Genomic DNA, 25,777 nt, shown 5'->3' with positions numbered 1-25,777 from the left:
ATCTCCCATCCCCTCTGCTACCGTGTCGCCCCATGGACGACACTGCTCTCGCGCCGCGGAACGACGCGCGCACCGACAGCCCCGCAGCACGCACCGCGCTGGTCATCGGCGCCAACGGCTTCCTCGCCGGTTACCTCATCGCCGCCCTGCAACGCCACGGCTGGCGCATCCTGCGTGGCGTGCGCGACAGCGGCCGCGAGTTGCGCGCGGACCAGCGCGTGGCCGATCTGGCCCGCATGACCGCGCCGCGGGACTGGCACGACACCCTGCGCGGCGTGAACGCGGTGATCAACGTCGCCGGCATCCTGCGCGAGAGCGGCGAACAAACCTTCCAGACCATCCACATCGACGGGCCGCTGGCGCTGGCGCAGGCCTGCCTCGACACCGGCGTGCAACGGTTCGTGCAGATATCGGCCCTGGGCGAACCCGCCGACGGCGGCTTCATCGCCAGCAAGCACCGCTTCGACGACGCGCTGCTGGCTCTGCCGTTGCGGGCGGTCGTGCTGCGCCCCTCGGTGGTCTACGCCGCGTCGGGCTCGTACGGCGGCACCTCGCTGCTGCGCGCGCTGGCGGCGTTTCCCGGCCGCCATCTGCTGCCCGGCGACGGCCGCTGGCCGTTGCAGCCGGTCGCGGCGGAGGACCTGGGCGAGATCGCCGCGCGCGCGGCCGGCGGCGATCAGAGCGGCATCTATCAGATCGGCAGTCCGCGGCCGATGTCGCTGCGCGAATATCAGCTGGCGTGGCGGCGTTGGTTGCGCATCGACGGCAGCGGCGCGGTGGCGTTTCCCGAATCGCTGGTGAGCCTGCAGGTCGCGATCAGCGAGCGCCTGGGCCGCGGCCCGGTCGGCGAAACCATGTGGCGCATGCTCCGCCGCGGCAACGTGACCGCGCCGGACGCGCACGCGCGCCTGCAGTCCGACTTCGGCTACGCGACGCGCGATCTGGCTGCAGCGCTCGCGGCGACGCCGAGCCAGGTGCAGGACCGCTGGCAGGCGCAGTTGTATTTTCTTGCGCCGACGCTGCGTTTGGCGATCGTCGCGCTGTGGCTGATCTCGGCCGTCGCCGGCTGGCTCACGCCGGCGACGACGATCGAAGCGATGGCCGCGCATTCGCCGATGGCGTCGCTGCAGCCGGTGCTGCTCGCGCGCGCCACCGCGGGCCTGGACGCGGCGCTCGCGCTGGGGCTGCTGTTCGGTTGGCGCGTGCGCTGGATGCTCGGTTTGATGGGGATCAGTGTGCTGGCCTACACGCTCGCGTTCGGTGTGTTGCTGCCGGCGCAATGGCTGGACCCGCTGGGCGGGCTGGCGAAGAATCTGGTGGTGCCGCCCGCGCTCGCGGTGGCCTGGGTGTTGGCGGATCGGAGATAAGGCGGCGATGGATTATCTGTGGGTGAAATGGATTCACATCCTGTCCTCGACCCTGCTGTTCGGCACGGGCCTGGGCATCGCGTTCTTCTTCTGGATCGCGCACAAGCGCGGCGATCCGAAAGTCATCGCCGAAACCGCGCGCACGGTGGTGATCGCCGATGCCTGTTTCACCGCGCCGGCGGTAATCGTGCAGTTCGCCACCGGCGTGTGGCTGATGCTGCACCTGGGCGTTCCGGCCTCGGTGTTCTGGCTTAAGACCGCGCTGCTGCTGTTCTTCGTGGTCGGCGCGTGCTGGCTGCCGGTGCTGTGGCTGCAGGCGCGCGCGCGGCGATTGGCGGCGCAGGCCGCGGTCGCAGGCGAGCCGTTGCCGGCCGCCTATCACCGCACCATGCGCTGGTGGTTCTGGCTGGGATGGCCGGCGTTTTCCAGCGTGATGGTGATTTTCTGGCTGATGGTGGTGAAGCCAACCGGAGCGACGTAGCCCCGCCGTCTGTACCCAAGCCCCGAATCCCCAAGCCCCCAAGCCCCCAAGCCCAAAATCCTCACCCTCCATTCGCCGTTTCGTCGCGAATGCCATCACCCCACCCCAACCGCAGCGCTCAGCGCCGCCGCTCCAGAATCACCCCCATCGTCGGAAACTCATCGCTGTCCGCCAGCCGCCCGGGCCGGCGTTCGATTTCGACGAAGCCTTCCGAGCGATACAGACTCAGCGCCGGCTCGTTGCCGTCCAGCGCCTGGGTGCGGAACAGCGGGCCGGAAAACGCGATCGCATGACGCAGCAGGCTGCGGCCGATGCCGCGCCGATAGCCGTCGGGGTGCACGTACAGCCAGTTCAAGGAACTGCGCCGATAAGCGACGAAGCCTTGCACGATGCCGTCGATCTCGGCGACGTCCAGCCGGTCCAGAAACAGGCCCTCGCTGTGCGCGGTGCGCGCCAGACTGCGGAACGCGGCGACGTCGGCGCTGAGCCGCAATTCGTCCAGGCGCGCGCGATCGTGGATTTCGCACAAGCGCGGCCAGTCGCTGAGCAGGTAGGGACGAATCAACGGGGGCGGGAGCGACGGCGCGCGCATCGGCAAGAATTCTGCACCCGCGCGCGGGCGCTTGCACAGCGCTGCGCGGCGGCCGTCACAACTTCGCCGACACGCGCTGGCTGGGCGGGTTGGCGGCGAATGCGGATGCCGGCCGGCACCGGTCAATCCTCGCCGATGTCCTCGTTCCAGACATCCGGATTGGCCGCGATGTAGCCGCCGAGCAGCTCGATGCATTCCTGATCGGCCAGATCGATCACGTTGACGCCGCTCTCGCGCAGCCAGTCCACGCCGCCGCTGAAGTTGACCGATTCGCCGACCACCACGGTGCCGATGTTGAACTGACGCACCAGGCCGCTGCAGTACCAGCACGGCGCCAGCGTGGTGACCATGATCGTGTCGCGGTAGCGGCGCTGGCGGCCGGCCTTGCGGAAGGCATCGGTTTCGCCGTGCACGGACGGGTCGCCTTCCTGGATGCGGCGGTTATGGCCGCAGCCGAGCAGGCGGCCGTCGTTGTGGTACAGCGCCGCGCCGATCGGGATGCCGCCTTCGGCCAGGCCCTGGCGGGCTTCGGCGACGGCGGTGGCGAGCAGGGCGCGGTAGTCGGGGGTGGCGATCATGCGGGACTCCTTAGCGATGGCGTCCAGTCTGGCGCGGCGGCGCGGTTGGGTCGAGTAGGTTGTCGCCGGAATTGATCGCGCGCATCGCGCCGAGCCTGCGCAACCGCGCAACCGCGGTCGCACGGTGGAAGACGAGGCGGCGTTTCGCTCAGCCCGTGCCGCGTCCGCGCCGCAACAGATCGATATGCGGGATGCCGTCCTCGACATAGGGCTCGGACGACGGCTGGAAGCCGTAGCGGCCGTAGTAGGCCTGCAGATGCGCCTGAGCGCCGATCTGGATGTCGGCGCCGGGCCAGCGCCGCTCGATCTCGATCAAGGCCGCTTCCAGCATCGGCCCGCCCAGGCCCAGGCCGCGATGCGAGGCGGCGGTGAGCACCCGGCCGAAGCTGACTTGCGGATAGCTCAGCCCGGCCGGCAGGATGCGCAGGTAGGCGACGAGGCGGCCGTCGGCGTCGCGGCCGCACAGGTGCACGGCCTCGGGGTGGCGGTCTTTGTCGTCCGGGTCCAGGTAAACGCAGTTCTGCTCGATCACGAACACCTGCGAGCGCAGGCGCAGCAGCTCGTAGAGTTCGTCCAGGCTCAGATCGGCGTAGGCCTTGGCCTGCCAGGTCACGTTCGCGGTCATGCGGCCATCATGCCACCGCTGGACAGGGGTATGGCTTTTGCGGGCGGTGTATCTGGCTTCTGTGGGAGGGAGCTTCAGCCCCGATGCTTTTCGCTCCGGCGCGGCGAACCTGACCGAAAGGCACCGGGGCTGAAGCCGCCTCCCACAAAAGCCGCCGAGTCGGCCGCAGCGGCTCTGCGCGGCAACCCGCCTCACCCGCCGCGCCGGGTGGGCCGTGCGATAATCCGCGCATGAGCGAATCCACCCCCAAATCCGACGACACCACCCATTTCGGCTTCCGCGACGTGCCGCGCGAACAAAAGCGCAAGCTGGTCGGCGAGGTGTTCTCCTCGGTCGCAGGCAACTACGACCTGATGAACGACCTGATGAGCATGGGCATCCATCGGGTCTGGAAGCGTTATTTCACCGCCACCGCGCAGGTCCGGCGCGGCGACCGCGTGCTCGATCTGGCCGGAGGCACCGGCGATATCGCCGCGCTGCTGCGCGACCGGGTCGGCGAGCGCGGGGTGATCGTGCTGGGCGACATCAATCACGACATGCTGCGCGTCGGCCGCGACCGCATGACCGACCGCGGCCAGGTGTCGGGCTTCGAGTACGTGCAGTGCAATGCCGAGTCGCTGCCGTTCCCGGACGCCAGCTTCGACCTGGTCACCATCGCCTTCGGCCTGCGCAACGTTACCGACAAGGACGCGGCGCTGCGCGAGATGCTGCGCGTGCTCAAGGTCGGCGGCCAGGCGCGGGTGCTGGAGTTTTCCGAAGTGAAGGCCGAGTGGTTCAAGCCGATCTACGACTTCCACTCCTTCAACGTGCTGCCGCGCCTGGGCAAGTTGTTCGCCGGCGACAGCGAGAGCTACCGTTATCTGGCCGAGAGCATCCGCAAGCATCCGCCGCAGGACGAACTCAAACGGATGATGAGCGAGGCCGGTTTCGCGCGGGTGGATTACAAGAACCTCAGCGCGGGGATCTGCGCGATCCATACCGGGTACAAGGTCTGATGCCGCCAGCGTAGGCGGGCATCGTTGTGCGGGAATGAAACGCCGGGGTCAGCCCCGGCGTTTTTATTTCGCGGCTTCCGACCTTTGCCGCGCATTACCCGTGAAGCCGGGAGTTGCCGCGACACGGCTGCTACGCAGACATCGCCAGCGACCAAGCACGCGGGTCTCGCGCTGTCCCGAATCTTTCAGGCCGTCATCCCCGCGAACGCGGGGATCCAGCGACTTTCGCGACGTCGCGGTTGAAGCTGCCGGTATCCAATCGCCGCGGCCGCTATGGCTCAGGCCGAAAACCCACCATCCACCGAAAGCTGCGTACCGGTAACGAACGCAGCGCCCGGCCCGGCCAGGTACGCCACCGCCGCGGCGATGTCCTCGGCCTTGCCGAACTCGCCCAGCGGCAGACCCGCGCGCTGATGATCGGCGGCTTCGCCGTCGGCCGGATTCATGTCGGTGTCGATCGGGCCGGGCTGGACCGTGTTGACGGTGATGCCGCGCTTGCCCAGGTCCTGCGCCAGGCCCTTGCTCAGGCCGACCACCGCCGCCTTGCTCAGCGAGTACAAGGCCATGCCCGGCGCGCCGACGCGCTCGCCCAGGCAGCTGCCGATGGTGATGATGCGTCCGCCGCGCGGCAGATGCCTGGACGCCGCCTGCGCCGCCACGAACGGCGCGCGCACGTGGATCGCCATCACCCGCTCGTAGTTCTCCGCGGTTTCCTCCTCGAACGGGCCGTAGGCGAACACGCCGGCGTTGTTGACCACGATATCGATGCGGCCGAACTCGGCGACCGTGCGTTCCACCGCCGCGATCACCGCCTGCGGATCGGCGCTGTCGGCCGCCAGCGCCAGCGCGCGGCGCCCGCCGGCCTGGATCTGCGCGGCCACGGCCTGGGCCTGGTCGGCGGCGCGGGCGTAGGTGAGCACCACGTCGGCGCCGTCGGCGCCCAGGCGGCGTGCGATCGCCGCGCCGATGCCGCGGCTGCCGCCGGTGACCAAAGCTACTTTTCCTGCGAGGGGAAGCGACATGTCTAAAGTTCCGAATTATGGAAGTAGGCGGGCAAGGTATCGCGATCGCGCGGCGTTGCGTAGCCCGGCCGGATAGGACGATGCGTATCGCCGAGGCGGATTCGGTAAGGCTACGAGGATTTTTGTTGGAGGTCTTTTGTGGGAGGGGCTTCAGCCCCGATGCCTTTCGTTCAAATCACCGCGGCGGATCGAAAAGCATCGGGGCTGAAGCCCTCCCACAAAAGACATCGAGGCCGCACCCCGTAACCCGCGTCCCCCCGACAACCTGCCAACATGCACAAGCCCCGCCGCGGAGCGAGGCGCTACACTCGGGACTTCACCGCTGCCGTGGTTCGTCCCATGCGTTCTTCGATTCTCACCGTCTGTCTTGTCGCGGCCCTGACCGCCGCCGCCGGTTGCTCGCGCGATGCCGCGACGCCCGCCGCCGACACCGCCAAACCCGCCGCGACGCCGGAGGCCAAAGTGAGCGACACCGCCGTAGCCGCGGCCAACCGCGACGAACATTCCTACGCCCAGCCCGACCTGGTGCGCATCGACGATCTGGCCCTGCAGCTGGCGGTGGATTTCGCCTCCAAGACCCTGACCGGCAGCGCCACCTACACCCTGGAGTGGACCGATCCCAAGGCCACCGAACTGGCGCTGGACACGCGCGATCTGAAGATCGAGAAAGTCCTCGGCGAGCGCAGCGACGGCAAGTGGAGCGATCTCACCTTCGCCCTGGCCACGCCCGACAAGACCCTGGGCAGCAAGCTCACGATCCAGTCGCCGGAACGCAACAAGCGCATCCGCGTCAGCTACGTCACCTCGCCCGGCGCGTCCGGCCTGCAGTGGCTGGAGCCGTCGATGACGCAGGGCAAGAAGACGCCCTTCATGTTCAGCCAGTCGCAGCAGATCCACGCGCGTTCGTGGGTGCCGCTGCAGGACACGCCGGCGGTGCGCTTCACCTACACCGCGCACATCACCGGGCCGAAGGACGCGATGGTGCTGATGAGCGCCGACAACGATCCCAAGGCCGCGCGCGACGGCGACTACAGCTTCAAGATGCCGCAGAAGATTCCCTCCTACCTGCTCGCCATCGCGGCCGGCGATCTGGTGTTCCAGCCGATCTCCAACCGCAGCGGCGTGTGGGCGGAGCCGGCGATGGCGAAGAAAGCCGCGAGCGAATTCGCCGATACCGAAAAGATGATGGAAACCACCGAGCAGTTGTACGGCCCCTACCGCTGGGAGCGCTACGACATCCTGGTGCTGCCGCCGTCGTTCCCGTACGGCGGCATGGAGAATCCGCGCCTGACCTTCGCCACGCCGACGGTGATCGTCGGCGACAAGTCGTTGGTGTCGCTGGTCGCGCATGAACTCGCGCACAGTTGGTCGGGCAACCTGGTGACCTTCAGCAGCAGCAAGGACGCCTGGCTCAACGAAGGCTTCACCAGCTACGTCGAGAACCGCATCGTCGAAGCGCTGTACGGCAAGGAGCGCTCCGACATGGAGAGCGTGATCGGCCGCAACGAACTCGCCGCCGAGTTCAAGACCATCGATCCCAAGCTGCAGGCGCTGGCGCTGAAGCCGGGCACGCTCAAGGACCCCGACGAGGCCAGCAGCGCGACCGTCTACACCAAGGGCGCGTGGTTCCTGCAGTTCCTGGAACAGCGCTACGGCCGCGACGTGTTCGACCCGTTCCTGCGCGGCTACTTCGACCACTTCGCGTTCCAGAGCATCTCCACCGCGCAGTTCGTCGATTACGCCAAGGCCAATCTGCTGGCGAAGCATCCCGGCAAGGTCAGCGAGGCCGAACTGGACGAATGGATCTACGGGCCCGGCGTTCCGAAGTCGGCGCCGGCCACGATGTCGCCGCGCTTCGACGCGGTCGATGCCGCGCGCAAGGCCTGGATCGACGCCGGCACGCTGCCGGACAAGGCGCTGACCGCGAAGTGGAGCACGCAGGAATGGGTGCACTTCATCGAAGGCATGCCTTCGACGCTCAGCGTCGATCAGCTCAAGGCGCTGGACGGCGCGTACAAGTTCACCGGCACGCCCAACGGCGAGATCGCCCAGCGCTGGTATCCGCTGGCGGTGCGCAGCGGCTATCACCAGGCCGACGAGGCCATCGCCGCGTTCCTGTCCACCATCGGCCGGCGCAAGCTGATCATGCCGACCTACGGTGAACTGGTGAAAACGCCGGAAGGTTTGAAGCTGGCCGAGGATACCTTCGCCAAGGCCAGGCCGGGCTATCACCCGATCACCACCGGTTCGGTCGAGGCGGTCATCGCCAAGGCCAAGAACCCCGCCGCGACCGGCGCGCAGTAAGCCGGTCGCCCGGAGCGCACGCGCATGAGCCTGCGTCGGATCATCAAAACGGTCGCCCTGGTGGCGGCCGTTTTGCTGTCTGGCTTGTTGGTCTGGCTGTGGCCGGATCCCTATCGGATCGTGCGTGCCGATTTTGATCGGCAGCGATGGATGGCGGGACTCAAAGAGCGTCGAGCTTTGATTGATGGTGATCGTTGGGTCTACGCATACAACGAAGACGCGCCGGACGATGCTCCTTCTGTAGTCATGATCCACGGCTTCACCGGCAGCAAAGAAAACTGGTATCCGCTTGCGCGGCGCCTTCGCGGTCGTTACCGGCTCTACATTCCGGATTTGCCCGGATGGGGCGAAAGCAGCCGCAAAGAGGGGGCCGATTACGGGTTCGTCGCTCAAAGTCATCGTGTCGCGGCTTTCGCTGAGCACATAGCACATCGACGCGGTAGAGAAGTCGTATTGCTGGGCCATTCCATGGGGGGAGGCATAGTAGCCTTGACTGCCGCGCGATACCCTTTCGACATTCATCGCGTTGGACTGTTCGACGCAGCGGGTGTGCGGTTCAAAGACAATGCATTCGGCGAAGCGGTATTGGCGGGTAAGAATCCTTTTGCTGTCAACGATCGGGCGTCACTTCGGCGTTATATCGATACCGTGTTCTACGACCCTTCGACGAAACCTATGATCCCCTGGCCAATCGATGGAATTTATATCGATCGGCGCAGGCGCGATGCCGCATTCGAACAAGCCGTGCTGAGCAGGATAGGTCGCAGCGAGGAACGCTTCATGCCTGGTGAAGAGGCAGCGAATATAGATCAGCCCACCTTGCTGCTATGGTGCAGACAAGACGCGGTGATCGACGACAGCGCGCTGGATCTGTACGCAGCGAAACTGCCGCAAGCGCAGCGCGTACTGCTCGACGGTTGCGGGCATATGTCCGTCGTCGAACGGCCGGATCAATCTGCGGACGCGGTGGACCAACTGATAGCCAAAGGGCAAGCACGATGAACACTCGCCAAGCCACCTTGCTGCTCGCCGCCGCGATGATCCTCGCCGGTTGCGAGAAGCCCGACCCGAAGATCGCCGAAGCCGCCAAGGCCGCGCAGCAGGAACAGGCCGCGGCCGCCGCGGCGAAAGACTTCGACGCCGCCTACGCCCAGAAGAACTGGGAAATGGCCTCGGCCCACGGCGAAATCGTGACCTCGAAATATCCCGGCACGCCGACCGCCGACCGCGTGCGGCCGCTGTACGAGGAGTCGCACACCAAGGCCAAGGCCGCGCGCGAACAGCGCCGGGTGGAATCGCTGTGGTCGTACATGAGCACGCCGGTCAAGCTGGCCAAGGGCAAGAGCGGCACCCAACTGTCGGCGTCGATCTACGCCCGCGCCAACGTGGAAACCGACGGCAGCATTCCGCGCCCGGTGCAGCTGATCTTCCGCGATCATCCCGACTGGGGCCGCAGCAGTTACCTGGTGCTGCAAACCGGCGACTTCGATTGCTACGGCGGTTGCAAGCTCAAGGTGACGGTGGACGGCAAGAGCAAGACCATGCCCGGCAGCCGGCCGAAAACCGACGAAGCCATCGCGATGTTCATCGAGGACGAACGCGGCCTGTGGCGCATGATCGGCGAGGCGAAGGAGTTGTCGATCGAGTTCCCGGTCAAGGCCGGCGGCAAGCGCACGGCGAGCTTCGAAGTCGGCGGTTTGAATCAGGGCAAGCTGCCGGGCTGGCGATGAGGCATGGGCGCGGCGTTGCGTTGAACGCGGAAGGCGCGTGGACTGCGCCGGCATATGCCGGCGTTCGCGCGCTGGTTGAATTTCGCGAAGACTGACCGGAACGCGCATCGCATGAAACGTCCGCTGCGCATCGCCGCCTGGACCTTGGCCGTGGCGCTGCTGGCGCTGGCCTCGGCGACCGCCGCGCGTTTCTGGTTCCTGCACTGGCAGCCCGATCGCGAGCGATATCCGCTGCGCGGCATCGACGTTTCGCACCATCAGGGCGCCATCGATTGGCGCGCCGTCGCCGCCGACGATGTCGCCTTCGTCTATCTGAAAGTCAGCGAAGGCGGCGATCACCGCGATCGCCGCTTCGCCGACAACTGGCGCCAAGCGCGCGCGGCCGGGCTGGCGGTCGGCGCCTATCACTTCTTCACTTTCTGCCGCCCCGGCGCCGAGCAGGCGCGCAATTTCATCGACGCGGTGCCGGTCGAGGCCGATGCATTGCCGCCGGCGGTCGATCTGGAATTCGGCGGCAATTGCGGGCTGCGCCCGGACGCGGCAAGGATGCGCGCGCAACTCGACGCGTTTCTGGCGGCCACCGAAGCGACATACGGAAAGCCCGCCTTGTTGTACGTGACCCCGGAGTTCTTCGACGCCTACCGCGAGGCCTTGCCGGCGCGCGCGCTGTGGCGGCGATCGATCCTGCATGCGCCGGACGCGCGCGCGCCGTGGGCGGTGTGGCAATACCACAACCGCGCCCGGGTCGCGGGCATCGTCGGGCCGGTGGATCTGAACGTCTACGCCGGCGATGCGGCCGCGCTGGAGCGCTGGCGCGGCGGCGCGCGGGCCGTAGGCGCGCGATGAGCGAACTGCGATGGGCGAGGGCGCGAACGATTCCGTCGCGCGCATTCGTGGATAAGATCGAAGCCATCGCACCGAGCGCAGGGTGCTGCATGTCTCGTTCCTCCGATTCGGTCGCCTGCTCACTCCGCTGCGTCGCCGACAATGCGGGCAGGGCGGCATGAGCGCCGCGCTGCCGCCGGTACGGATCGGCTTGCTGGCCGATCACACCGACGCCTTGCCGGTCTTGCAACGAATGTTCGAAGCCGAATGGCCGGACTGCTACGGCGCGCACGGCCCCGGCGACGCTGCCGGCGATCTGGCCGCGTACTGCGGCCCCTCCCACAAAAACCTCGCGGCTCTTCAATTGCTGTCAGGCGCGAAGTCTGTTGCGGGAGGGCTTCAGCCCCGATGTTTTCCGCTCACCTGCGACAACCGAGCCCGGCCAAAAAAATCCCGGCCGAAGCCGGGATTTTTCACATCTAGCCTGTCGATCCGAATCCAAGAATCCGCTTCAGCGAATCCCGAATCCCCACTATCGAATCCCGGCCTTAAAGCGCATACCCGAACTGCTGACGGAACTGCTCGGCGAATTCTTCGTAATCGAAACGCTGGTTCTGCGTGCCCGGATGCTCGACCTTCAGCGCGCCCATCAGATTGCTCATGCGGCCGATGGTCAGCCAGTCGAAGCCCTTCTCGATGCCGAAGATCAAGCCGGCGCGGAACGCGTCGCCGCAACCGGTCGGATCGGTCACGCGGCGCTCGTGCGCCGGCGGGATGTCGTAGGTCTTTTCCGGCGTGTGGATCTGCGAGCCGTGCGGGCCGCGCGTGGTGATGTAGGCCTTGACCCGCTTGACGATGTCGTTCTCGCTCCAGCCGGTGCGCTCTTGCAGCAGGTTGGACTCGTAATCGTTGACGGTGACGTAGTCGGCCTGGTCGATGAAATGACGCAGCTCTTCGCCGTTGAACAACGGCATCGCCTGGCCCGGATCGAAGATGAAGGGAATCCCCGCCTCGGCGAATTCGGTCGCGTTCTGGATCATGCCTTCGCGGCCGTCGGGACTGACGATGCCGAAGGTCACGCCCTTCACGTCGCGCACGTGGTTCTCGTAGGAACGCATCATCGCGCCGGGATGGAACGCGGTGATCTGGTTGTTGTCGTGATCGGTGGTGATGAACGCCTGCGGCGTGAACAGTTCCGGGATTTCCTTGACGCACTCAAGGCGGATCTTCTGCTCTTCGAACCATTCGCGGTACGGGCCGAAATCCTGCCCGACGGTGGCCATCGGAATCGGATCGCCGCCGAGCAGCTTGAGGTTGTAGGCGATGTTGCCGGCGCAACCGCCGAACTCGCGACGCATGCGCGGGACCAGGAACGACACATTCAAGATGTGCACCTTGTCCGGCAGGATGTGGTTCTTGAACTGGTCCGGAAACACCATGATGGTGTCGTAGGCCAGCGAGCCGCAGATCAGCGCAGACATTGGTTCACCCCGAAAGATTTTTATTGGAATCGTCGTGTCGCGCGCGCACCGGCGGCGAACACAAAAGCGGGCGGTGTGTGACCGCCCGGCGGCGTAGGGTAGCCGCTGGGCGCGCGGGCGGCCAGTTTTTTGCGTCACCGGCGCGAGGATGCCGGGCGATGGGGGAACTTGCGAGGCCCCCGCGACCCCTTCCGGCCCCGGCCTGGGGCGCCGCCGACGGCCGGATCGGGCCGATCCGGGTCCGGGCGCGGACCCGCCGGGGCGGTCGCCGCCCCGGACCCGGCGAGCGGCCGCCCGGCCCGGACTTATCCCCAGGCCCCCGGGGCGCCGCGCCGCTTGCTTGCTGAATGGAGGAATCGCTTCGAAACCGTTGATTTTCCTTGCTCGCAGGGGGGGCGGTTGCTAGGCTAATGCCCCCGCCTCGCCCTACTTTTAACGGCCCAATCCCCCGATGTTCAAGAAGTTTCGCGGCATGTTCTCCAATGACCTGTCCATCGATCTGGGCACGGCCAACACACTCATTTATGTGCGTGGGCAAGGGATTGTCCTGAACGAGCCGTCCGTGGTCGCAGTGCGCCAGGACCGGCTGATCGGCGGCAATCGGACCGTGGCGGCGGTCGGCGGCGAGGCCAAGCAGATGCTCGGCCGCACCCCCGGCCACATCACCACGATCCGGCCGATGAAGGACGGCGTCATCGCCGACTTCACCTACACCGAGGAAATGCTCAAGCATTTCATCCGCAAGGTGCACAAATCGCGTTTCCTGCGCCCGAGCCCGCGCGTGCTGGTGTGCGTGCCCTGCGGCTCGACCCAGGTCGAGCGCCGCGCCATCAAGGAATCGGCGGAAGAAGCCGGCGCGCGCGAGGTCTATCTGATCGAAGAACCGATGGCCGCGGCGATCGGTGCCGGCATGCCGGTGACCGAGGCGCGCGGCTCGATGGTCGTGGACGTCGGCGGCGGCACCACCGAGGTCGCGGTGATCGCGCTCAACGGCATCGTCTACTCGGCCTCGGTGCGCATCGGCGGCGACCGCTTCGACGAAGCCATCATCAACTACGTGCGCCGCACCTACGGCACCCTGATCGGCGAAGCCACGGCCGAGCGCATCAAGCTCGAAATCGGCTGCGCCTACCCGCAGGAACGCGCCGCCACCATCGAGATCTCCGGCCGTAACCTCGCTGAGGGCGTGCCGAAGATGGTGCAGATCAACTCCAACGAAGTGCTCGAAGCGCTGCGCGAGCCGCTGGCCGGCATCGTCGCGGCGATCAAGCTGGCGCTGGAGCAGACCCCGCCGGAACTGTGCGCCGACGTCGCCGAGCGCGGCATCGTCCTCACCGGCGGCGGCGCGCTGCTGCGCGACCTGGACCGTCTGATCAGCGAGGAAACCGGCTTGCACGTGCAGGTCGCCGACGATCCGCTGACCTGCGTGGCACGCGGCGGCGGCCGCGCGCTGGAGCTGGTGGACATGCACGGCAACGAGTTTTTCGCACCCGAGTAACCGGGAATGGGGAATCGGGAGTCGGGAATCGTGAAAGCCTTCCCGTCGCATCTGGTTCCCCACGCTTTCAGACGTTAATGTCAGCAGTTACTTGGTAGGCGAGCGCAGCGACCGATCGCTGCGTTCGCGCTTTTACGACTCCCGATTCCCACCCCGATCCCCGGCCCTTAATGCCTCCCTACGCCGGTCCCTCCACCGCAGCCCGTAGCGGCGAAGTCGCCGATACGTTGCGCCTGATGGCGTATCTGGCACTCGCGCTGGTACTGATCGTGCTCGATCATCGCGGCGGTTGGCTCAATCAAGCGCGCAAGCAGACGGCGACCATCGTCGCGCCGCTGTGGGCGATCGCCGGCTGGCCCGGACGTCTGGTCGAGCGCGTCAGCGACGATGCCGGCACCTTGAGCCAGCTCACGGAAGAAAACCGCCGCCTGCGCAACGAGGCTTTGATCAATCAGGCGCGGATGGCGCGACTGCAATCGGTGGCCGCTGACAACCTGCGCCTGCGCGGGCTGCTGGAAGCGGCCGAGCGCGGCAATCTGGACGTGGTGCTGGCGCCGATCCTGGATATCGACCTCGACCCGACGCGGCAGCGGTTGGTGCTCGACGCCGGCAGCCGCGACAAGGTGCGGGTCGGCCAGAGCGTGATCGACGCCGGCGGCCTGCTCGGTCAGATCACCGGGATCACCCCGCTGCACGCCAGCGTGCTGCTGATCACCGATCCCTCGCACGCGGTGCCGGTCGCGGTCGCGCGCAACGGCGTGCGGCTGGTGGTCTACGGCGAAGGCCGCAGCGACAGCCTGATGCTGCGCAGCGTGCCGCTGTCCAGCGATGTGCGCGTCGGCGACGTGCTGGTCACCTCGGGCCTGGGCGGGCGTTTTCCGCCGGGCTTCCCGGTCGGCACCATCACCGCGCTGCGGCCCGACGACAGCCGCGCCTTCCTGGTCGGCGAAGTGAAGCCGGCCGCGCAACTCGACCGCGGCCGCGAAGTGCTGGTGCTGCTGTCGATCCCGCCGCCGCCGGCCGACACGAATCAATTCGACACCCAGCCGGCGATGCCGGAAGGTCCGTCGGCGTCCTCGCCGGCCGCGCAGGCCGCGGCCGAGAACGCCGCCAGCGCCGCCGCCGCGGCGAAGAAGCCCAAGCCGCATTCCAATACCCGGCCCGACGACGCACCGGCGCCGGCCTCGCGCGCCTTCGTCAGCACCGCCGGCAACGACGGCGACACCGGCGACACCGGCGACAGCGCCGCTTCGCGCGCCGCCGCAGCCAGGCCCGCGCGCACTGCGCCCGCGGCGCCGCAGCAAAAACCGGCCGCCACCACCGACGGGAGCCGCCGATGACCCGCGCCCGCCACCATTGGGTGCTGCCGGCCAGTCTGCTCGCCGCGCTGGCCCTGAGCCTGTTGCCGGTGCCGCAACTGCTGCTGGCGCTGCGGCCGTACTGGCTCGGGCTGGTGCTGGCGTATTGGGTGATCGAAGACCCGGACCGGGTCGGCCTGGGCTTCGCCTTCATCGTCGGCCTGGCCGGCGATCTGGTCTCCGACGGTTTGCTGGGCGAACAAGCGCTGCGGCTGGTGGTGATGGCCTTCATCCTGCAGCGCTTCCGCGCGCGGCTGCGATTCTTCCCGCTGTCGCAGCAGGCGTTGGCGGTGGGTGGCCTGATGCTCAACGACCGCATCGTCACCGCCGCCATCCACATGGTGCTGCGCGAACCGCCGCTGCCGTCGCTGTTCTGGCTGTCGCCGCTGACCGGCATGGCCTTGTGGCCGGTGATCTTCCTGTTGCTCGATGCGCTGCGTCTGGGCAGCTGGCGCAGGCGCTGACATGGGCCCGCGCCGCAAACTGCTGCAAAGCAAACGGGTGTTGAAGAACACCGCGGGCGAAGCCGAGCAATTCCGCATACGCGCGGCCATCGCCTTCGCCTGCGTGCTGGCCGGCGTGCTGGGCCTGGGCTTCTGGTACTTCCGCCTGCAGGTGTGGCAACACGACGACTACGCGATGCGCTCGGAAGCCAACCGGGTCAAGCTGCGCCCGGTCGTGCCCGGACGCGGCCTGATCTACGACCGCCAGGGCCGCATCCTGGCCGACAACGTGCCGGCCTTCCGCATCGAGGTCACGCCCAGCGAAGCAGGCGACAGCGAGAAGTGGCTGCCGCAGCTGGCCAAGGTCGTCGCGCTGACGCCGGAAGACATCGCCCGTTTCGAAGGTGAGCGCAAAGCCACTCGCGGCTTCAAGCCGATCGTGCTGAAGCTGCGCGTCAGCGACGCCGAAGTCGCCGCCTTCGCGGTCGATCGCTGGCGCTTCCCCGGCGTCGAGCTGGTCTCCTACCTCAACCGCCGCTATCCCTACGGCGAGTTGTTCGCGCACGTGCTGGGCTACGTCGGCCGCATCGATACCAAGGACCAGGAGACGATGGGCCGCAACGGCGTGCTCACCCACACCGGCAAGACCGGTCTGGAGCGCTCCTACGAAGAACAGCTGCGCGGCCAGATCGGTTACGAGCAGATCGAAACCAACGTGGACGGCCGCCCGATCCGCCAGGTCGGCCACGTCCCGGCCAAGCCCGGGGCCGACCTGCGCCTGAGCATCGACCTCGATCTGCAGCGCGCCATGGTCACCGCCTTCGGCGACATGGACGGCTCGGCGGTGGCGGTGGACCCGCGCACCGGCGAAGTGCTGGGCATGGTCAGCCTGCCCAGCTACGACAGCAATCTGTTCGTCAACGGCATTTCCAACGTCGACTACAAGACGCTCAACGACGATCCCTCGCGCCCGCAGTTCAACCGCAACGTGCTCGGCGGCGGCCCGCCGGGTTCGACGATGAAGCCGTTCATGGCCCTGGCCGGGCTCGACAGCGGATTCCGCCGGCCCGAAGACCGCATCCTGTCCACGGGCGAATTCCACATCCCCGGACAGAAGCGCGGCTATCGCGACTCGCACGGCGGCGGCCACGGCTGGGTGGACCTGCGCGAATCCATCGCCCAGTCGGTCAACACCTACTACTACAAGCTCGCGCTGGACATGGGCATCGACCGCGTCGATCAGTACATGACCCGCTACGGCTTCGGGCAGAAGACCGGCATCGACCTGCTCGGCGAAAACATCGGCATCCTGCCGTCGCCGGCGTGGAAGGCCAAGCGCAACAAGAAAGAAGGCTGGTACCCGGGCGAGACCGTGATCGCCGGCATCGGCCAGGGTTATTGGGTAGTGACCGCATTGCAGCTGGCGCGCGGCACCGCCGCCATCGCCAACGGCGGCACCTTGCATCAATTGCATCTGGTGCGCGAAATCCGCACCGGCTACGAATCGCCGTGGGTGCCCAAGGTGCTGCAGCCGGCGAGCCGGATCACCGACAACCCCGCGCATCTGCAGGCCGTGCACGAAGGCATGGAAGGCACCATCCACGGCTCGCGCGGCACCGCGCAGATGATGGCGCGCGGCGCGCCCTATCGCATGGCCGGCAAGACCGGCACCGCGCAGAAGGTCAGCCGCAAGGGCAACGTCAGCATGAATCCGCATTCGCTGCCGTTCCACCTGCGCCATCAGGCCTTGTTCGTCGGCTACGCGCCGGCCGACAACCCGACCATCGCGGTGGCGGTGGTGGTCGAGCACGGCGGCTACGGCGGCAGCACCGCCGCACCGATCGCGCGCAAGATCTTCGACGCCTGGCTGCTCGGCAAGATGCCCGAGCCCGATCCGGCCAAGGACAAAGGCGCGCCGCCGGTGGCGCCGCTCGCCGGCGCCGCGCATCCCGCGGGCACGCCGGCCGCGGGCGCGACCGCCGCCGCCGGCAGCACCGTGGCCGGCGAAGAACCCAAGCTAGTGCCGGTGCCGGTCAACGGCGCCTGGGCCGCGGCGGTGGCCGTGGCCAACGCGCGCGTCGCCGCGCAGCCGGGGCACACACCGCAGATTCTGCAGCGCCCGGAAATGCTGCGTCCCCACCTGCCGCCGGGTTCGGCATTGCCGGAAGAACCGGCGAGCGAAGCGCCGGTGCGCAGCGACGACGCGCTGATCGAACCCGACGTGGACCCCGAAGACGACGCCGTGGCGCCGCCGAGCACCGGGCCGCAGCGATGAGAGTGATCCTGCGCTACCTGTGGGACATGAGCCTGCGCTTCACCCGCACGCTCGACCTGCTGATGCTCGGCGCTTTGCTGGCGCTGATGGTGATCGGACTGGCGGTGCTGTACAGCGCCGGCGAACATTCCACCCGCATGGTGTTCGCGCAGGGCTCACGCTTCGCTATCGGCCTGGCTGCTATGTGGGGCTTGTCGCGCATGTCGATGCCGCAACTGCGCAACTGGACCCCGGTGATCTACGCCGTATCGATGGTGCCGCTGCTGCTGGTGCTGGTGGTCGGCACCGGCAAGCACGGCCGCCACTGGATCGACCTGAAAGTCTTCTACTTCCAGCCCGCCGAGCTGCTGAAACTGAGTCTACCGATGATGGTGGCCTGGTACCTCAACCGCCAACCGTTGCCGCCGAAATTCTTCAACGTCATCGTCGCCGCCGTGTTGATCGGCGTGCCGACCATCCTGATCCTGCTGCAGCCCGACTTCGGCACCGCGATGCTGGTCGGCATCAGCGGCGCGTTCGCTTTGTACCTGGCCGGCCTGTCGTGGTGGTGGTTCGTGGCCGCCTTCAGCGGCGTCGCCGCGATCGCCCCGGTCGCCTGGTTCTGGCTGCTGCGCCCGTACCAGAAAGACCGAATCCTGACCTTCCTCAACCCCGAGACCGACCCGCTGGGCACCGGCTGGAACATCATCCAGTCCAAGATCGCCATCGGCGCCGGCGGCATGACCGGCAAAGGCTGGCTGCAAGGCTCGCAGTCGCATCTGAACTACCTGCCCGAACACACCACCGACTTCATCTTCGCCGTGCTGAGCGAAGAGTTCGGATGGGTCGGGGTGATCACCGTGCTGGCGCTGTACCTGTTCGTGGTCGGGCGGTGCTTGTGGATCGCCGCCGATGCGCGCGACGGCTACTCGCGGTTGATTGCCGGCGCGTTGGGGCTGGCGTTCTTCGTGTACGTGATCGTCAACGGCGGGATGATTTCCGGGTTGTTGCCGGTGGTGGGCGTGCCGATGCCGCTACTGAGCTACGGCGGCACCTCCGCCGTCTCGCTGCTGGCCGGCCTGGGTGTTGTCATGGCCGTGCGGGCGCACAAACCTGTGCATGGTGGGCGTTGAGCGGGCAACTCGCGCCGTAACTTCCGAAGCAGCCGGCAGGAAGCAGCACAAGCCGCGACCGCGAATCCTTGCCGTTTACCTGGCCGAATGCACCCGCACACGCGCGCGTGCCTTCGTACCATTGCCTGATGCGTCGCTCATCGGGTCAGCGCCTTCCAATTGCGCCTCTCCCACCAACTGCCGCGCTAACTCCGGTCGCTCCAAGCAGAACCGCGCATTGGCCGCCAATTCGCCCCAGCGCTGGGCCGCCGCCAACTCTTCGTCCGCTCGCTCAAGCAAACGGCGTTGGTGTGTTGGAGAGATGTGGAATTCCAACGACTCCAATGCGATATCGAGCAAGTCACGCGCTTCGCCGACGGCGCGGTGATGGAGGTCGGAGGCTTTGGTGCGGAGGTAGTCGAGCGCTGCCGGATCGAGGCGCGAGAGGTGCGCGGTTGGCTCCGGTTTTTCGGGGGGAGATTGCAGCAGATGCAGTAGTAAACCGATGGAAGATGTTGCCGGATTTGGATGAGGCATGACGGCGTTCCTTGCTGGCCGCGCTTTGGCGGGGGAACACCACAGTAATACTTGATCTTGGATATCTAAAAAGCCGATATTCGTATCCGCCAGGCGCCGATGGCCGTAGCGGCGGCAGTAGCGACGGCGCTGCTTGAGGCTTCATTTTGGTCGTGCAGAGTTCAAGAAATTCCCTCCGTTTCAGATCGGCAAAGGAATGTTATGGGGACTCGATTGATCCTGTCGTGCGCGCTGCTGGCGTTGACCGCCTGCGCATCGTTCCCGAACGCTCCAGTCGCAAAACAGGATGTCGTCGGCTCGTACTATTCGGGTAACGGCCTTGGCAAAGCTGTAAGCCTGGATCTGAAGGCCGATGGCAGTTATGCAGGTTCTTGGGACAGTTGCATGGGCGTTTTCGGCAGTGCGCACGGCCGCTGGCGGCTGGTCGGCGATGTCGTCGAATTCACATCGTTGGGCGAAGACGGCGAATTCACCAACTATCTAAGCCAGGCGCGTACTCTGCGCCACGACGGCAAAGTGGGATTCGCACGCCGTGAGGACCTGCAAGGCGAGCGGGTCGCCTGGGATAATGTTTTTCTAAAGTCCAAGCCTTGAACGCTGTTTTGGTGTCGTGGCCTTGCTATCCGATCTGACGCTTCCGACCGCCGTTTTGACCGTAATGTCGGCGCGTTCCGTGCGTGCGAGTCTGGCTTGCCGTAGTTTATAAGCAACAAATACGTCATCCGCGTGCACAAAACATTAGCGACGCTTCCAGGCCTAGTCGGTTGATCTGGAGTCGTCATGGCACGCAATACGTTGGCACTAGTCGCGATGCTGGGTCTGTGCGGCGCAGTCGGTTCGGCCGGCGCGGCCACCTGTACGACGACGCATGACGAGCAGTACCAGGGCGGCAAGAAGCCGGTGCTCAGCAATACCGAGTTGACCCAGGGGGCCATTTCGGTCTGCTACAAGGAATACAACCTGTACGCCTCGAAGATCACCGGCGGCAGCCTGTGGTCCGCCGAGCATCTGACCAAGGCGAAGGTCGCGGGCGCTGATTCGATCACCCGCATCGATTCCAACTTCTTCAGCGAGCCGGGTCTGGCCACCACCCACGCCAGCTACACCAACAGCGGCTACGACCGCGGCCACATGATGCCGGCCGGGGACGCTTCGACCACGACGGCGCAGAAGGAAACCTTCTCGGTCGGCAACATCGTGCCGCAGACCGGCAAGTTGAATCGCGGGATCTGGGCGCGGATCGAGAACACGGTGCGCATCGTCGCCAGCAGTTACGACGATGCCTATGTGGTGACCGGCCCGGATTTCGAGAACATGAGCACCACCATCGCCAGCGGCAAGGTGGTGGTGCCCACGCAAACCTGGAAGGCGGTGTACGTGCCGCAGGCCGGCGTCGCCGGCGCGTACTGGTGCGAGAACGATCTGGCGCCGGTGTGCAAGGTGATTTCGATCGACGAACTCAAGCGCACCGCGTTCGTCGATGCGTTCCCCGGCCTGCCGGCAGCGCTGCGCAGCCAGACCCCGGCCGATTGGAGCGAAGTATTGGTGCTGCCGTAAGCGGACGCGGTCCGCTACGAATCGATGATGCCGGCAGCGCCGGCAGACGTGTCGTCGGGACGGCAGGTTGGCGAGGTCGCGTTCGCGCCAACCGCACCGTGTAACCTCCGACGAACAAGCGCTCTTCGCCTTCCCGCACGAAGAGCGCCGGCTCGAACCAGAGCCTTGCCGTCTTAGCGCTCAGCCACCCAGACGAAGCTGTCGCCCTTAGCCTCGACACGTCCCAGCCCCGGGAACGGGAAGTGCACCGCGTACACGCGCATTTTCCCGTCGGCCGCGCGCTGCAGCAGAGCGCGGCGCTGCTTCTGCGCCTCCGGCGCGTTTTCGTCGTACTGCACCGTCCATTCCGGACGCTCCACCGAAATCACGTGGTGATGCGCGGTGTCGCCGATGTAGAGCAGGCGATCGTCGCCGGTGCCGATTTCATACGCGCTGTGGCCCGGGGTGTGGCCGGCGTCGGCGACGGCGGTGACCACGCCGGGGACGATCTGCGCGCCGGGTTCGAAGGGCTGCACTTTCGGGCCGATCGCCGCGGCGAGTTTGGTTTCGTCCTTGTTGGCCTTGATGCCGTTCCATTCCGGCGCGGACAGATGCACGGCGGCGTTGGGGAAGGCGAGGGTGCCGTCGCGGGTCAGCAGGCCGCCGACGTGATCGGCGTGATGGTGGGTGATGAAGACGTCGGTGACCTGGGCGGGCTCGACGCCGGCCGCGCGCAGCGAGGCGGGCAGGCGACCGGCGCGCGCGAACGAGGCGTCGGCGGCGCCGGTGTCGAACAGCAGCACGCGTTCGCCGGCGCGCACCAGCAGCGGCTGGATGCTCAGGTGCAGCATGTCGGTGGGCTGGCCGGCTGCGGTCAGCAGGGCGTCCACGTCGGCCTTGGGCTGGCCGATGGCGAAGGTCGTGCCGTCGTTGGGGGCGTCGATGTCGCCGTCCTTCAACGCGGCCGCATCGAGGGCGCCGATCTTGAAGCGGAACACGTCGGCGTTTTCGGCCGGCTTGGGCGCGGCCTCGGCGGCCGGCGCGGTGGCCGCCGGTGCGGTGGCGGCGGGCGGCGCCGGTTGCTGCGAACACCCGGCAAGCAAGGCGCCGGTCAGCGCGGCGGCCATCGTCAGGAAAAGCGGGGTGCGGGTCATGAGTATCTCGGCTGGGGGTGGAAGGCGAGGATAGAGCGCGGCGGCGGGGCTTCGGAAGCGGAGGAAATGGAACGCTGCGGGTGGGCGGCGGTACCCGGCGAAAATCGCGTGGTTCCCGAGGCGGGACGATCCGCGCTGCGAAGCGGCAATGTCCTGGTTCACAGGCAGATTTCGCCGCGATCGCTTTTGCCGGCGGCGCGCTGCCGAGCGAACGGGCAACACACGATCGGCGCCGATCGCTTCCGTATCGCTGCCTGAATCGGCGCAAATGAATCGCACGCAGGCACATCGCGCCGCCGCGCAGGTCACCCGCCGAACGGTGGGCATCGCCCCAAAGATGCATTACCCGACCGAAGGGTGCATTGTGGACCCCGGTCTGCAAGGCCCCGCGTATCGCGCGGTGGGCCGTCGCAGCGCATCAGGCTTCGGGCATGGCGGCATTGAGTTCGAGCCTGTCGATCCGGCCGGCTTGAAACTCATGGAGATGCCTATGGATACGGACCTGTCTACCGCGCAAAAAGCGCTGCACGCATTGCAAAGCGCTTATCGCGCCCACGACATGGATTTGGCGGCCACGTACCGCGATTTCGGACTTGAAGCGCAATTGGTGCTGCAACATCTCGACAAGCGCCCCGGCGCGGTTACCGCCGAGGCGATCGCTCAACTCGCCACGACGCTGGAAGCGAAGTGGCGCCAGGCCGGGCCGCCGGATCTGGCCGGCGTCACCACCCGCGTCACCGCCACTGAGCATTACGCCGATTGCTTCTACGTAGTCACCGAAGAAGTGCGCACCGCCGACGGCCGCGTGTTCTCGCATCGCCTGTTCCTGTCGCAAAGCGGCGGACCGTGGGCGGTGCTGTGCCCGTATGCGGCGCCGCGGCAGGAGCAAAAGCCCTGGTGGGTGTTCTGGGGTTGAACCGCCCGGGCCGAGGCAGAGCGCGCCGTCAACAGCGCAGCTCTGCCTCCGCCGTTCGATCGTGCGTGCTTACAACCCCGCGTTGAGCTGCGCGATCGCCGCGCGCAGATTCGGCAACGGCCCGATCTTGCCGCCGGTGCCGGTCTGCGGCGTCCCCGTATTGACCAGCAGATCGCGCATCTGCCGCGGCGTCAGCGTGATGCCGCGTTGCCTGGCGATGCCCGACAAGGCCACCACCGCCGAGGCGACGATGGGCGAAGCGCTGGACGTGCCGGAGAAGGTCTTGGTGTAGAACGCGTTGGCGCCGCCGTTGTAGAGGTTGCCGTAGCCGCTGGTAGTGACGCAGCGGCCCCAGGCCTGCACGTTCACGCGGTTGCCGTAGGTGGAGAACGGTTGCTTGGCGCGTTCGGCGACACTGTCGCTGCACCAGGTGGTCGAACGCGGGCCGCCGGCGCCGACGATGATCGCGCCGGAATCCGCGCGTCCGCGCGGGAACGGCGCGCCGAAGCAGGCGGTGTTGTCGAGGTTCTGATTGCCGTTGCCGCCGGCCTGGACGACGTGGATGCCTTTGTTGACCGCCACGACAATGGCGTCGTAGATCGACGGCACCCATTCCACCGGCACGTAGCCGTTGCAATTGCTCGGGCCGCCGGTCTGCTGTTCGATCAGGATCACATCGCCGGCGCGCAACGCGTTGGCGGCGGTCAGCACGGCGTTGGCCGGGTCGTAGCCGCGCTGGGTGTTCATGGCATTGGTGAAGTGCGCGGTGGCGCCGGTGACCAATCCGGTGACGCCGATGCCGTTGTCGTCGGCGATCAATTGCCCCATCACCGCGGTGCCGTGATTGTTGTCGGAGAACGGATCGCTCGGCGTGCCGTTGTTGATCGCCGCGCCGGCCGCGCGCAGCTTCGACAGGTCTTCGTGATTGGTGTTCCAGCTGTACTCGATGTCGAGCACGCGCACCCCGACGCCGTTGCCGCCGGCGACGGTGCGGGCGTATTCGATGTCGATGCCGCTGTTGGCCGCGGGCAGCTTGTAGTACTGATAGTCGTGATACGCCGGCGACGCGGGCGCGCGCACCGGCAGCGGCGCCGGATAGGCGACCTCGACGATGCCCATGGCGTTGAGTTCGTCGATCGCGCGGGCGATGTCCTGGCCCGGGCGCACGCGCATGCGGTACCACTGGCTCAGATCGGGCTGCGCCTGCGCGGTGTCCTTCTGCGCGTTGCGCGACAGCGCCGACAAGGTGGCCGCATCGGCGCGGAACAAGGGCTCCACCGCAGCGATCGGCCCGGTGCCGGCGGTCAGGCTGTCCAGTGCCAGCAGCGGGCCGAACTTGGCCGAAGCCAGGCGTCCGCTTTTTTGTAAGTGCACCTGGCTTTCCTGGGCGAATTTGACCTCGATGAATTCACGCGAGTCGTAGCGGCCGAGCACGGTCTTGCCCGGCTTGTGCGCGATCGACTGCGGTGCGGCGGACGTGGCCGGCGGTGTCGCGGCCATCGCGGTCATGGCGGGCATCGCCGCCAACGCGATGCAGGGCAGCAGGCAACGGAACAGACGCGAAGTGGCGGGTGCGGAGTGGGAGTCAGAGCGCATGCGGAAGTCCTGAAGTGGAGGGCATGAGGCGGTGCGCGACTCCGCGTGGGTTGCGCGGGCGGCGCGGGGTCGGATCGGAGCGGATGGTTCGCATCCCGATCCGGCCGCGAGATTAGTCAGGCCCCCCTAGGCGCCGGATTGAGTCGCGTCACGCTTTGTGCAGGGCGATTTTCGCCGGGTATTTTTCTGCGAAAACCCGGATCGGGCGCACGGCTTCGGCGCCGGGCGAGGGTGTCCGAAGCCGTTGCGATGCGGGCCGGCATGGCAAGGTGAGAGGTTGTTTGCGCGTGCGATAGGCCTATTCCCGCATTAAGCCCGCGGCTCTGAGATGATGGCGGCAGGGCGCGGTGCCACATGGCATTTCGCTCACTTCATCCACATGCTCGAATCGCACACATGGACTCTCCGGAAAAAATCAGTTTCCCGTCGTCGTTCTCGTACTGGGAGCGCGTGCGCGCCAGCGCGCTGCTGATGCTCGAACGCAAGGCGAGCTATGTCTTCATCGCATTCTGGCCGTTGGCCGCCTTCGGCCTGGCGGCGTTGAGCCTGTCCAAGGGCCGGCCGTTCGATGCGCAATTGTGCGCGGTTGTCGCCGGATGCCTTTTGTTCGTGCCGGCGATGCTGCTGCTGGGCGCGGCGTCGACGCACTACCTGTACAAGCAATCGCGCGAACCGTTCACGTATGTCTTCGACGACGACGGAATCCGCGCCGTAGGCGTCAGCTACGAGTACGCGCACAAATGGCCGGTCATCTTCAAGGTGAAGCGCCGCGCCGGATTTCTGATGTTCTTCTTCGCGCCGGGGGCCGCGCATTGCATTCCGTTGCATTCGATCGCCGATGCGGACCTGCAGGCATCGTTGATCGCGATGGCGGCGGCGAAAGGCGCCGATGTGAGCGGGGCAGTGACACCGGCTTGATAATCGCCGTCGCGCGCTTGACGCTGCCACGAACGGCTCTGTATATCTGCGGAGCCCGTGGTTCGAAGGGTAAGTTATAGCTGGGGTAAGTTTTCTATTGCAGACAATCGCGAAGTTCAGACGAATATTCAATGGAGGAATACGTTATGGCTCGTTTGATCGCAAAGAGCGTTGCGCTTGCGCTAATGGTCGCAGCCGTCGGCTCGGCCTCGCCGGTATCGGCCGAACCGCCCGGGCCGTGCGCGCCCGAGGGCGGGTTCTTCTGGGAGCAGGTGGACCCGAGCAATCCGAACATCGTCAACGCCTATCAATGCCGCGCCGGCATCTGGCGCTTTCTGGCGCAGTGCCATGTATCGAGTTGCCCGTCGCCGGATCCGGATGGGCCGATCGTCGAGGCTTGATGGCGCGATGAAACGTCAGGTTTCCGGTTGCGACTAAGTGCTCGATGCAGTGGC

Annotated in this window: 24 protein-coding genes and 1 pseudogene; 17 read left to right on the top strand and 8 right to left on the bottom strand. The window is 66.8% G+C overall.

What is annotated here, in order from left to right; genetic code table 11:
* Positions 1-32 precede the first annotated feature (32 nt).
* Together LG3211_RS20325 and LG3211_RS20320 are read left to right on the top strand one after the other, a co-directional pair.
* A complete protein-coding gene (locus tag LG3211_RS20325) occupies positions 33-1,367 on the top strand; it encodes a DoxX-like family protein (RefSeq protein ID WP_057944419.1) in 1,335 nt (444 codons plus the stop codon).
* A gap of 22 nt (positions 1,368-1,389) precedes the next feature.
* On the top strand, positions 1,390-1,848 hold the full coding sequence (locus LG3211_RS20320; RefSeq protein WP_237049782.1) for a DUF2269 family protein: 459 nt from the start codon (positions 1,390-1,392) through the stop codon (positions 1,846-1,848).
* 118 nt (positions 1,849-1,966) lie between these two features.
* Here LG3211_RS20320 and LG3211_RS20315 read toward each other — a convergent pair whose 3' ends face one another.
* The 3 genes from LG3211_RS20315 to LG3211_RS20305 form a co-directional block, all read right to left on the bottom strand.
* Positions 1,967-2,413, bottom strand: a complete 447-nt coding sequence (locus LG3211_RS20315) for a GNAT family N-acetyltransferase (protein ID WP_222837529.1) — start codon at positions 2,411-2,413, stop codon at positions 1,967-1,969.
* 149 nt (positions 2,414-2,562) lie between these two features.
* Complete coding sequence (locus tag LG3211_RS20310; protein ID WP_057944416.1) at positions 2,563-3,018, bottom strand: nucleoside deaminase; 456 nt, start codon at positions 3,016-3,018, stop codon at positions 2,563-2,565.
* A gap of 148 nt (positions 3,019-3,166) precedes the next feature.
* Positions 3,167-3,643, bottom strand: a complete 477-nt coding sequence (locus LG3211_RS20305) for a GNAT family N-acetyltransferase (protein WP_057944415.1) — start codon at positions 3,641-3,643, stop codon at positions 3,167-3,169.
* Positions 3,644-3,873: 230 nt separating this feature from the next.
* Between LG3211_RS20305 and ubiE the strand changes: the two genes are divergently transcribed.
* Positions 3,874-4,638 carry a bifunctional demethylmenaquinone methyltransferase/2-methoxy-6-polyprenyl-1,4-benzoquinol methylase UbiE gene (gene ubiE, locus LG3211_RS20300; RefSeq protein WP_057944414.1) on the top strand — a complete coding sequence of 255 codons (765 nt, stop codon included), beginning with the start codon at positions 3,874-3,876 and terminating at the stop codon, positions 4,636-4,638.
* A gap of 278 nt (positions 4,639-4,916) precedes the next feature.
* Here ubiE and LG3211_RS20295 read toward each other — a convergent pair whose 3' ends face one another.
* Positions 4,917-5,660: an SDR family NAD(P)-dependent oxidoreductase gene (locus LG3211_RS20295; RefSeq protein ID WP_057944413.1), complete on the bottom strand. Its 744-nt coding sequence runs from the start codon at positions 5,658-5,660 to the stop codon at positions 4,917-4,919.
* 339 nt (positions 5,661-5,999) lie between these two features.
* Between LG3211_RS20295 and LG3211_RS20290 the strand changes: the two genes are divergently transcribed.
* The 4 genes from LG3211_RS20290 (at position 6,000) to LG3211_RS20275 (ending at position 10,540) form a co-directional block, all read left to right on the top strand.
* Entirely contained in the window at positions 6,000-7,964 is a 1,965-nt protein-coding gene (locus LG3211_RS20290; protein ID WP_057944412.1) for a M1 family metallopeptidase, read from the top strand.
* A 24-nt stretch (positions 7,965-7,988) separates the two neighbouring features.
* Complete coding sequence (locus tag LG3211_RS20285) at positions 7,989-8,966, top strand: alpha/beta fold hydrolase (protein ID WP_057944411.1); 978 nt, start codon at positions 7,989-7,991, stop codon at positions 8,964-8,966.
* Complete coding sequence (locus LG3211_RS20280) at positions 8,963-9,694, top strand: hypothetical protein (protein ID WP_057944410.1); 732 nt, start codon at positions 8,963-8,965, stop codon at positions 9,692-9,694. The genes LG3211_RS20285 and LG3211_RS20280 overlap by 4 nt, the downstream gene beginning before the upstream one ends.
* A gap of 111 nt (positions 9,695-9,805) precedes the next feature.
* On the top strand, positions 9,806-10,540 hold the full coding sequence (locus LG3211_RS20275; protein ID WP_057945633.1) for a glycoside hydrolase family 25 protein: 735 nt from the start codon (positions 9,806-9,808) through the stop codon (positions 10,538-10,540).
* Between the two features lie 527 nt (positions 10,541-11,067).
* Here the strand turns inward: LG3211_RS20275 and LG3211_RS20270 are convergent.
* Positions 11,068-12,000 carry a carbohydrate kinase family protein gene (locus LG3211_RS20270; protein WP_057944409.1) on the bottom strand — a complete coding sequence of 311 codons (933 nt, stop codon included), beginning with the start codon at positions 11,998-12,000 and terminating at the stop codon, positions 11,068-11,070.
* Between the two features lie 451 nt (positions 12,001-12,451).
* Here LG3211_RS20270 and LG3211_RS20265 point away from each other — a divergent pair, with 451 nt between their 5' ends.
* The 5 genes and pseudogenes from LG3211_RS20265 to rodA all read left to right on the top strand — a co-directional run bounded on the left by LG3211_RS20265 (position 12,452) and on the right by rodA (position 18,686).
* Positions 12,452-13,498 carry a rod shape-determining protein gene (locus tag LG3211_RS20265; RefSeq protein WP_057944408.1) on the top strand — a complete coding sequence of 349 codons (1,047 nt, stop codon included), beginning with the start codon at positions 12,452-12,454 and terminating at the stop codon, positions 13,496-13,498.
* 170 nt (positions 13,499-13,668) lie between these two features.
* A complete protein-coding gene (gene mreC, locus LG3211_RS20260; RefSeq protein WP_057944407.1) occupies positions 13,669-14,838 on the top strand; it encodes a rod shape-determining protein MreC in 1,170 nt (389 codons plus the stop codon).
* Complete coding sequence (gene mreD / locus LG3211_RS20255) at positions 14,835-15,320, top strand: rod shape-determining protein MreD (RefSeq protein WP_057944406.1); 486 nt, start codon at positions 14,835-14,837, stop codon at positions 15,318-15,320. Before mreC ends, mreD begins: the two co-directional genes overlap by 4 nt.
* Before the next feature lie 22 nt (positions 15,321-15,342).
* Positions 15,343-17,334: pseudogene (gene mrdA / locus LG3211_RS20250) on the top strand (penicillin-binding protein 2); the annotation flags it as partial.
* Positions 17,335-17,570: 236 nt separating this feature from the next.
* Positions 17,571-18,686: a rod shape-determining protein RodA gene (gene rodA / locus LG3211_RS20245; protein ID WP_057944404.1), complete on the top strand. Its 1,116-nt coding sequence runs from the start codon at positions 17,571-17,573 to the stop codon at positions 18,684-18,686.
* 75 nt (positions 18,687-18,761) lie between these two features.
* Here rodA and LG3211_RS25970 read toward each other — a convergent pair whose 3' ends face one another.
* Positions 18,762-19,202, bottom strand: a complete 441-nt coding sequence (locus LG3211_RS25970; protein WP_148649041.1) for a hypothetical protein — start codon at positions 19,200-19,202, stop codon at positions 18,762-18,764.
* Positions 19,203-19,403: 201 nt separating this feature from the next.
* Between LG3211_RS25970 and LG3211_RS25965 the strand changes: the two genes are divergently transcribed.
* Complete coding sequence (locus LG3211_RS25965; RefSeq protein ID WP_148649040.1) at positions 19,404-19,796, top strand: hypothetical protein; 393 nt, start codon at positions 19,404-19,406, stop codon at positions 19,794-19,796.
* Between the two features lie 186 nt (positions 19,797-19,982).
* A complete protein-coding gene (locus LG3211_RS20230) occupies positions 19,983-20,759 on the top strand; it encodes a DNA/RNA non-specific endonuclease (RefSeq protein ID WP_237049781.1) in 777 nt (258 codons plus the stop codon).
* Between the two features lie 173 nt (positions 20,760-20,932).
* Here the strand turns inward: LG3211_RS20230 and LG3211_RS20225 are convergent, their stop codons facing one another.
* Positions 20,933-21,892, bottom strand: a complete 960-nt coding sequence (locus tag LG3211_RS20225) for an MBL fold metallo-hydrolase (RefSeq protein ID WP_057944401.1) — start codon at positions 21,890-21,892, stop codon at positions 20,933-20,935.
* A 148-nt stretch (positions 21,893-22,040) separates the two neighbouring features.
* On the opposite strand from LG3211_RS20225, the gene LG3211_RS20220 reads away from it, so the two are divergent.
* The gene (locus LG3211_RS20220) at positions 22,041-22,808 is read left to right on the top strand and encodes a hypothetical protein (protein ID WP_148649039.1); all 768 of its coding nucleotides are present in this window, start codon (positions 22,041-22,043) and stop codon (positions 22,806-22,808) included.
* Between the two features lie 69 nt (positions 22,809-22,877).
* Here the strand turns inward: LG3211_RS20220 and LG3211_RS20215 are convergent, their stop codons facing one another.
* Positions 22,878-24,404 (bottom strand): S8 family serine peptidase, encoded by a 1,527-nt coding sequence (locus LG3211_RS20215; RefSeq protein ID WP_083512699.1) that lies wholly within the window; start codon positions 24,402-24,404, stop codon positions 22,878-22,880.
* Positions 24,405-24,800: 396 nt separating this feature from the next.
* Between LG3211_RS20215 and LG3211_RS20210 the strand changes: the two genes are divergently transcribed.
* Positions 24,801-25,322 carry a YcxB family protein gene (locus LG3211_RS20210; RefSeq protein ID WP_057944398.1) on the top strand — a complete coding sequence of 174 codons (522 nt, stop codon included), beginning with the start codon at positions 24,801-24,803 and terminating at the stop codon, positions 25,320-25,322.
* 146 nt (positions 25,323-25,468) lie between these two features.
* Positions 25,469-25,723, top strand: a complete 255-nt coding sequence (locus LG3211_RS20205; protein WP_148649038.1) for a hypothetical protein — start codon at positions 25,469-25,471, stop codon at positions 25,721-25,723.
* The last annotated feature ends 54 nt before the right edge of the window (positions 25,724-25,777 follow it).

It is taken from the genome of Lysobacter gummosus (genome assembly GCF_001442805.1).
Classification (GTDB): domain Bacteria; phylum Pseudomonadota; class Gammaproteobacteria; order Xanthomonadales; family Xanthomonadaceae; genus Lysobacter; species Lysobacter gummosus.
This window is presented reverse-complemented; position numbering and strand designations above follow the sequence as displayed.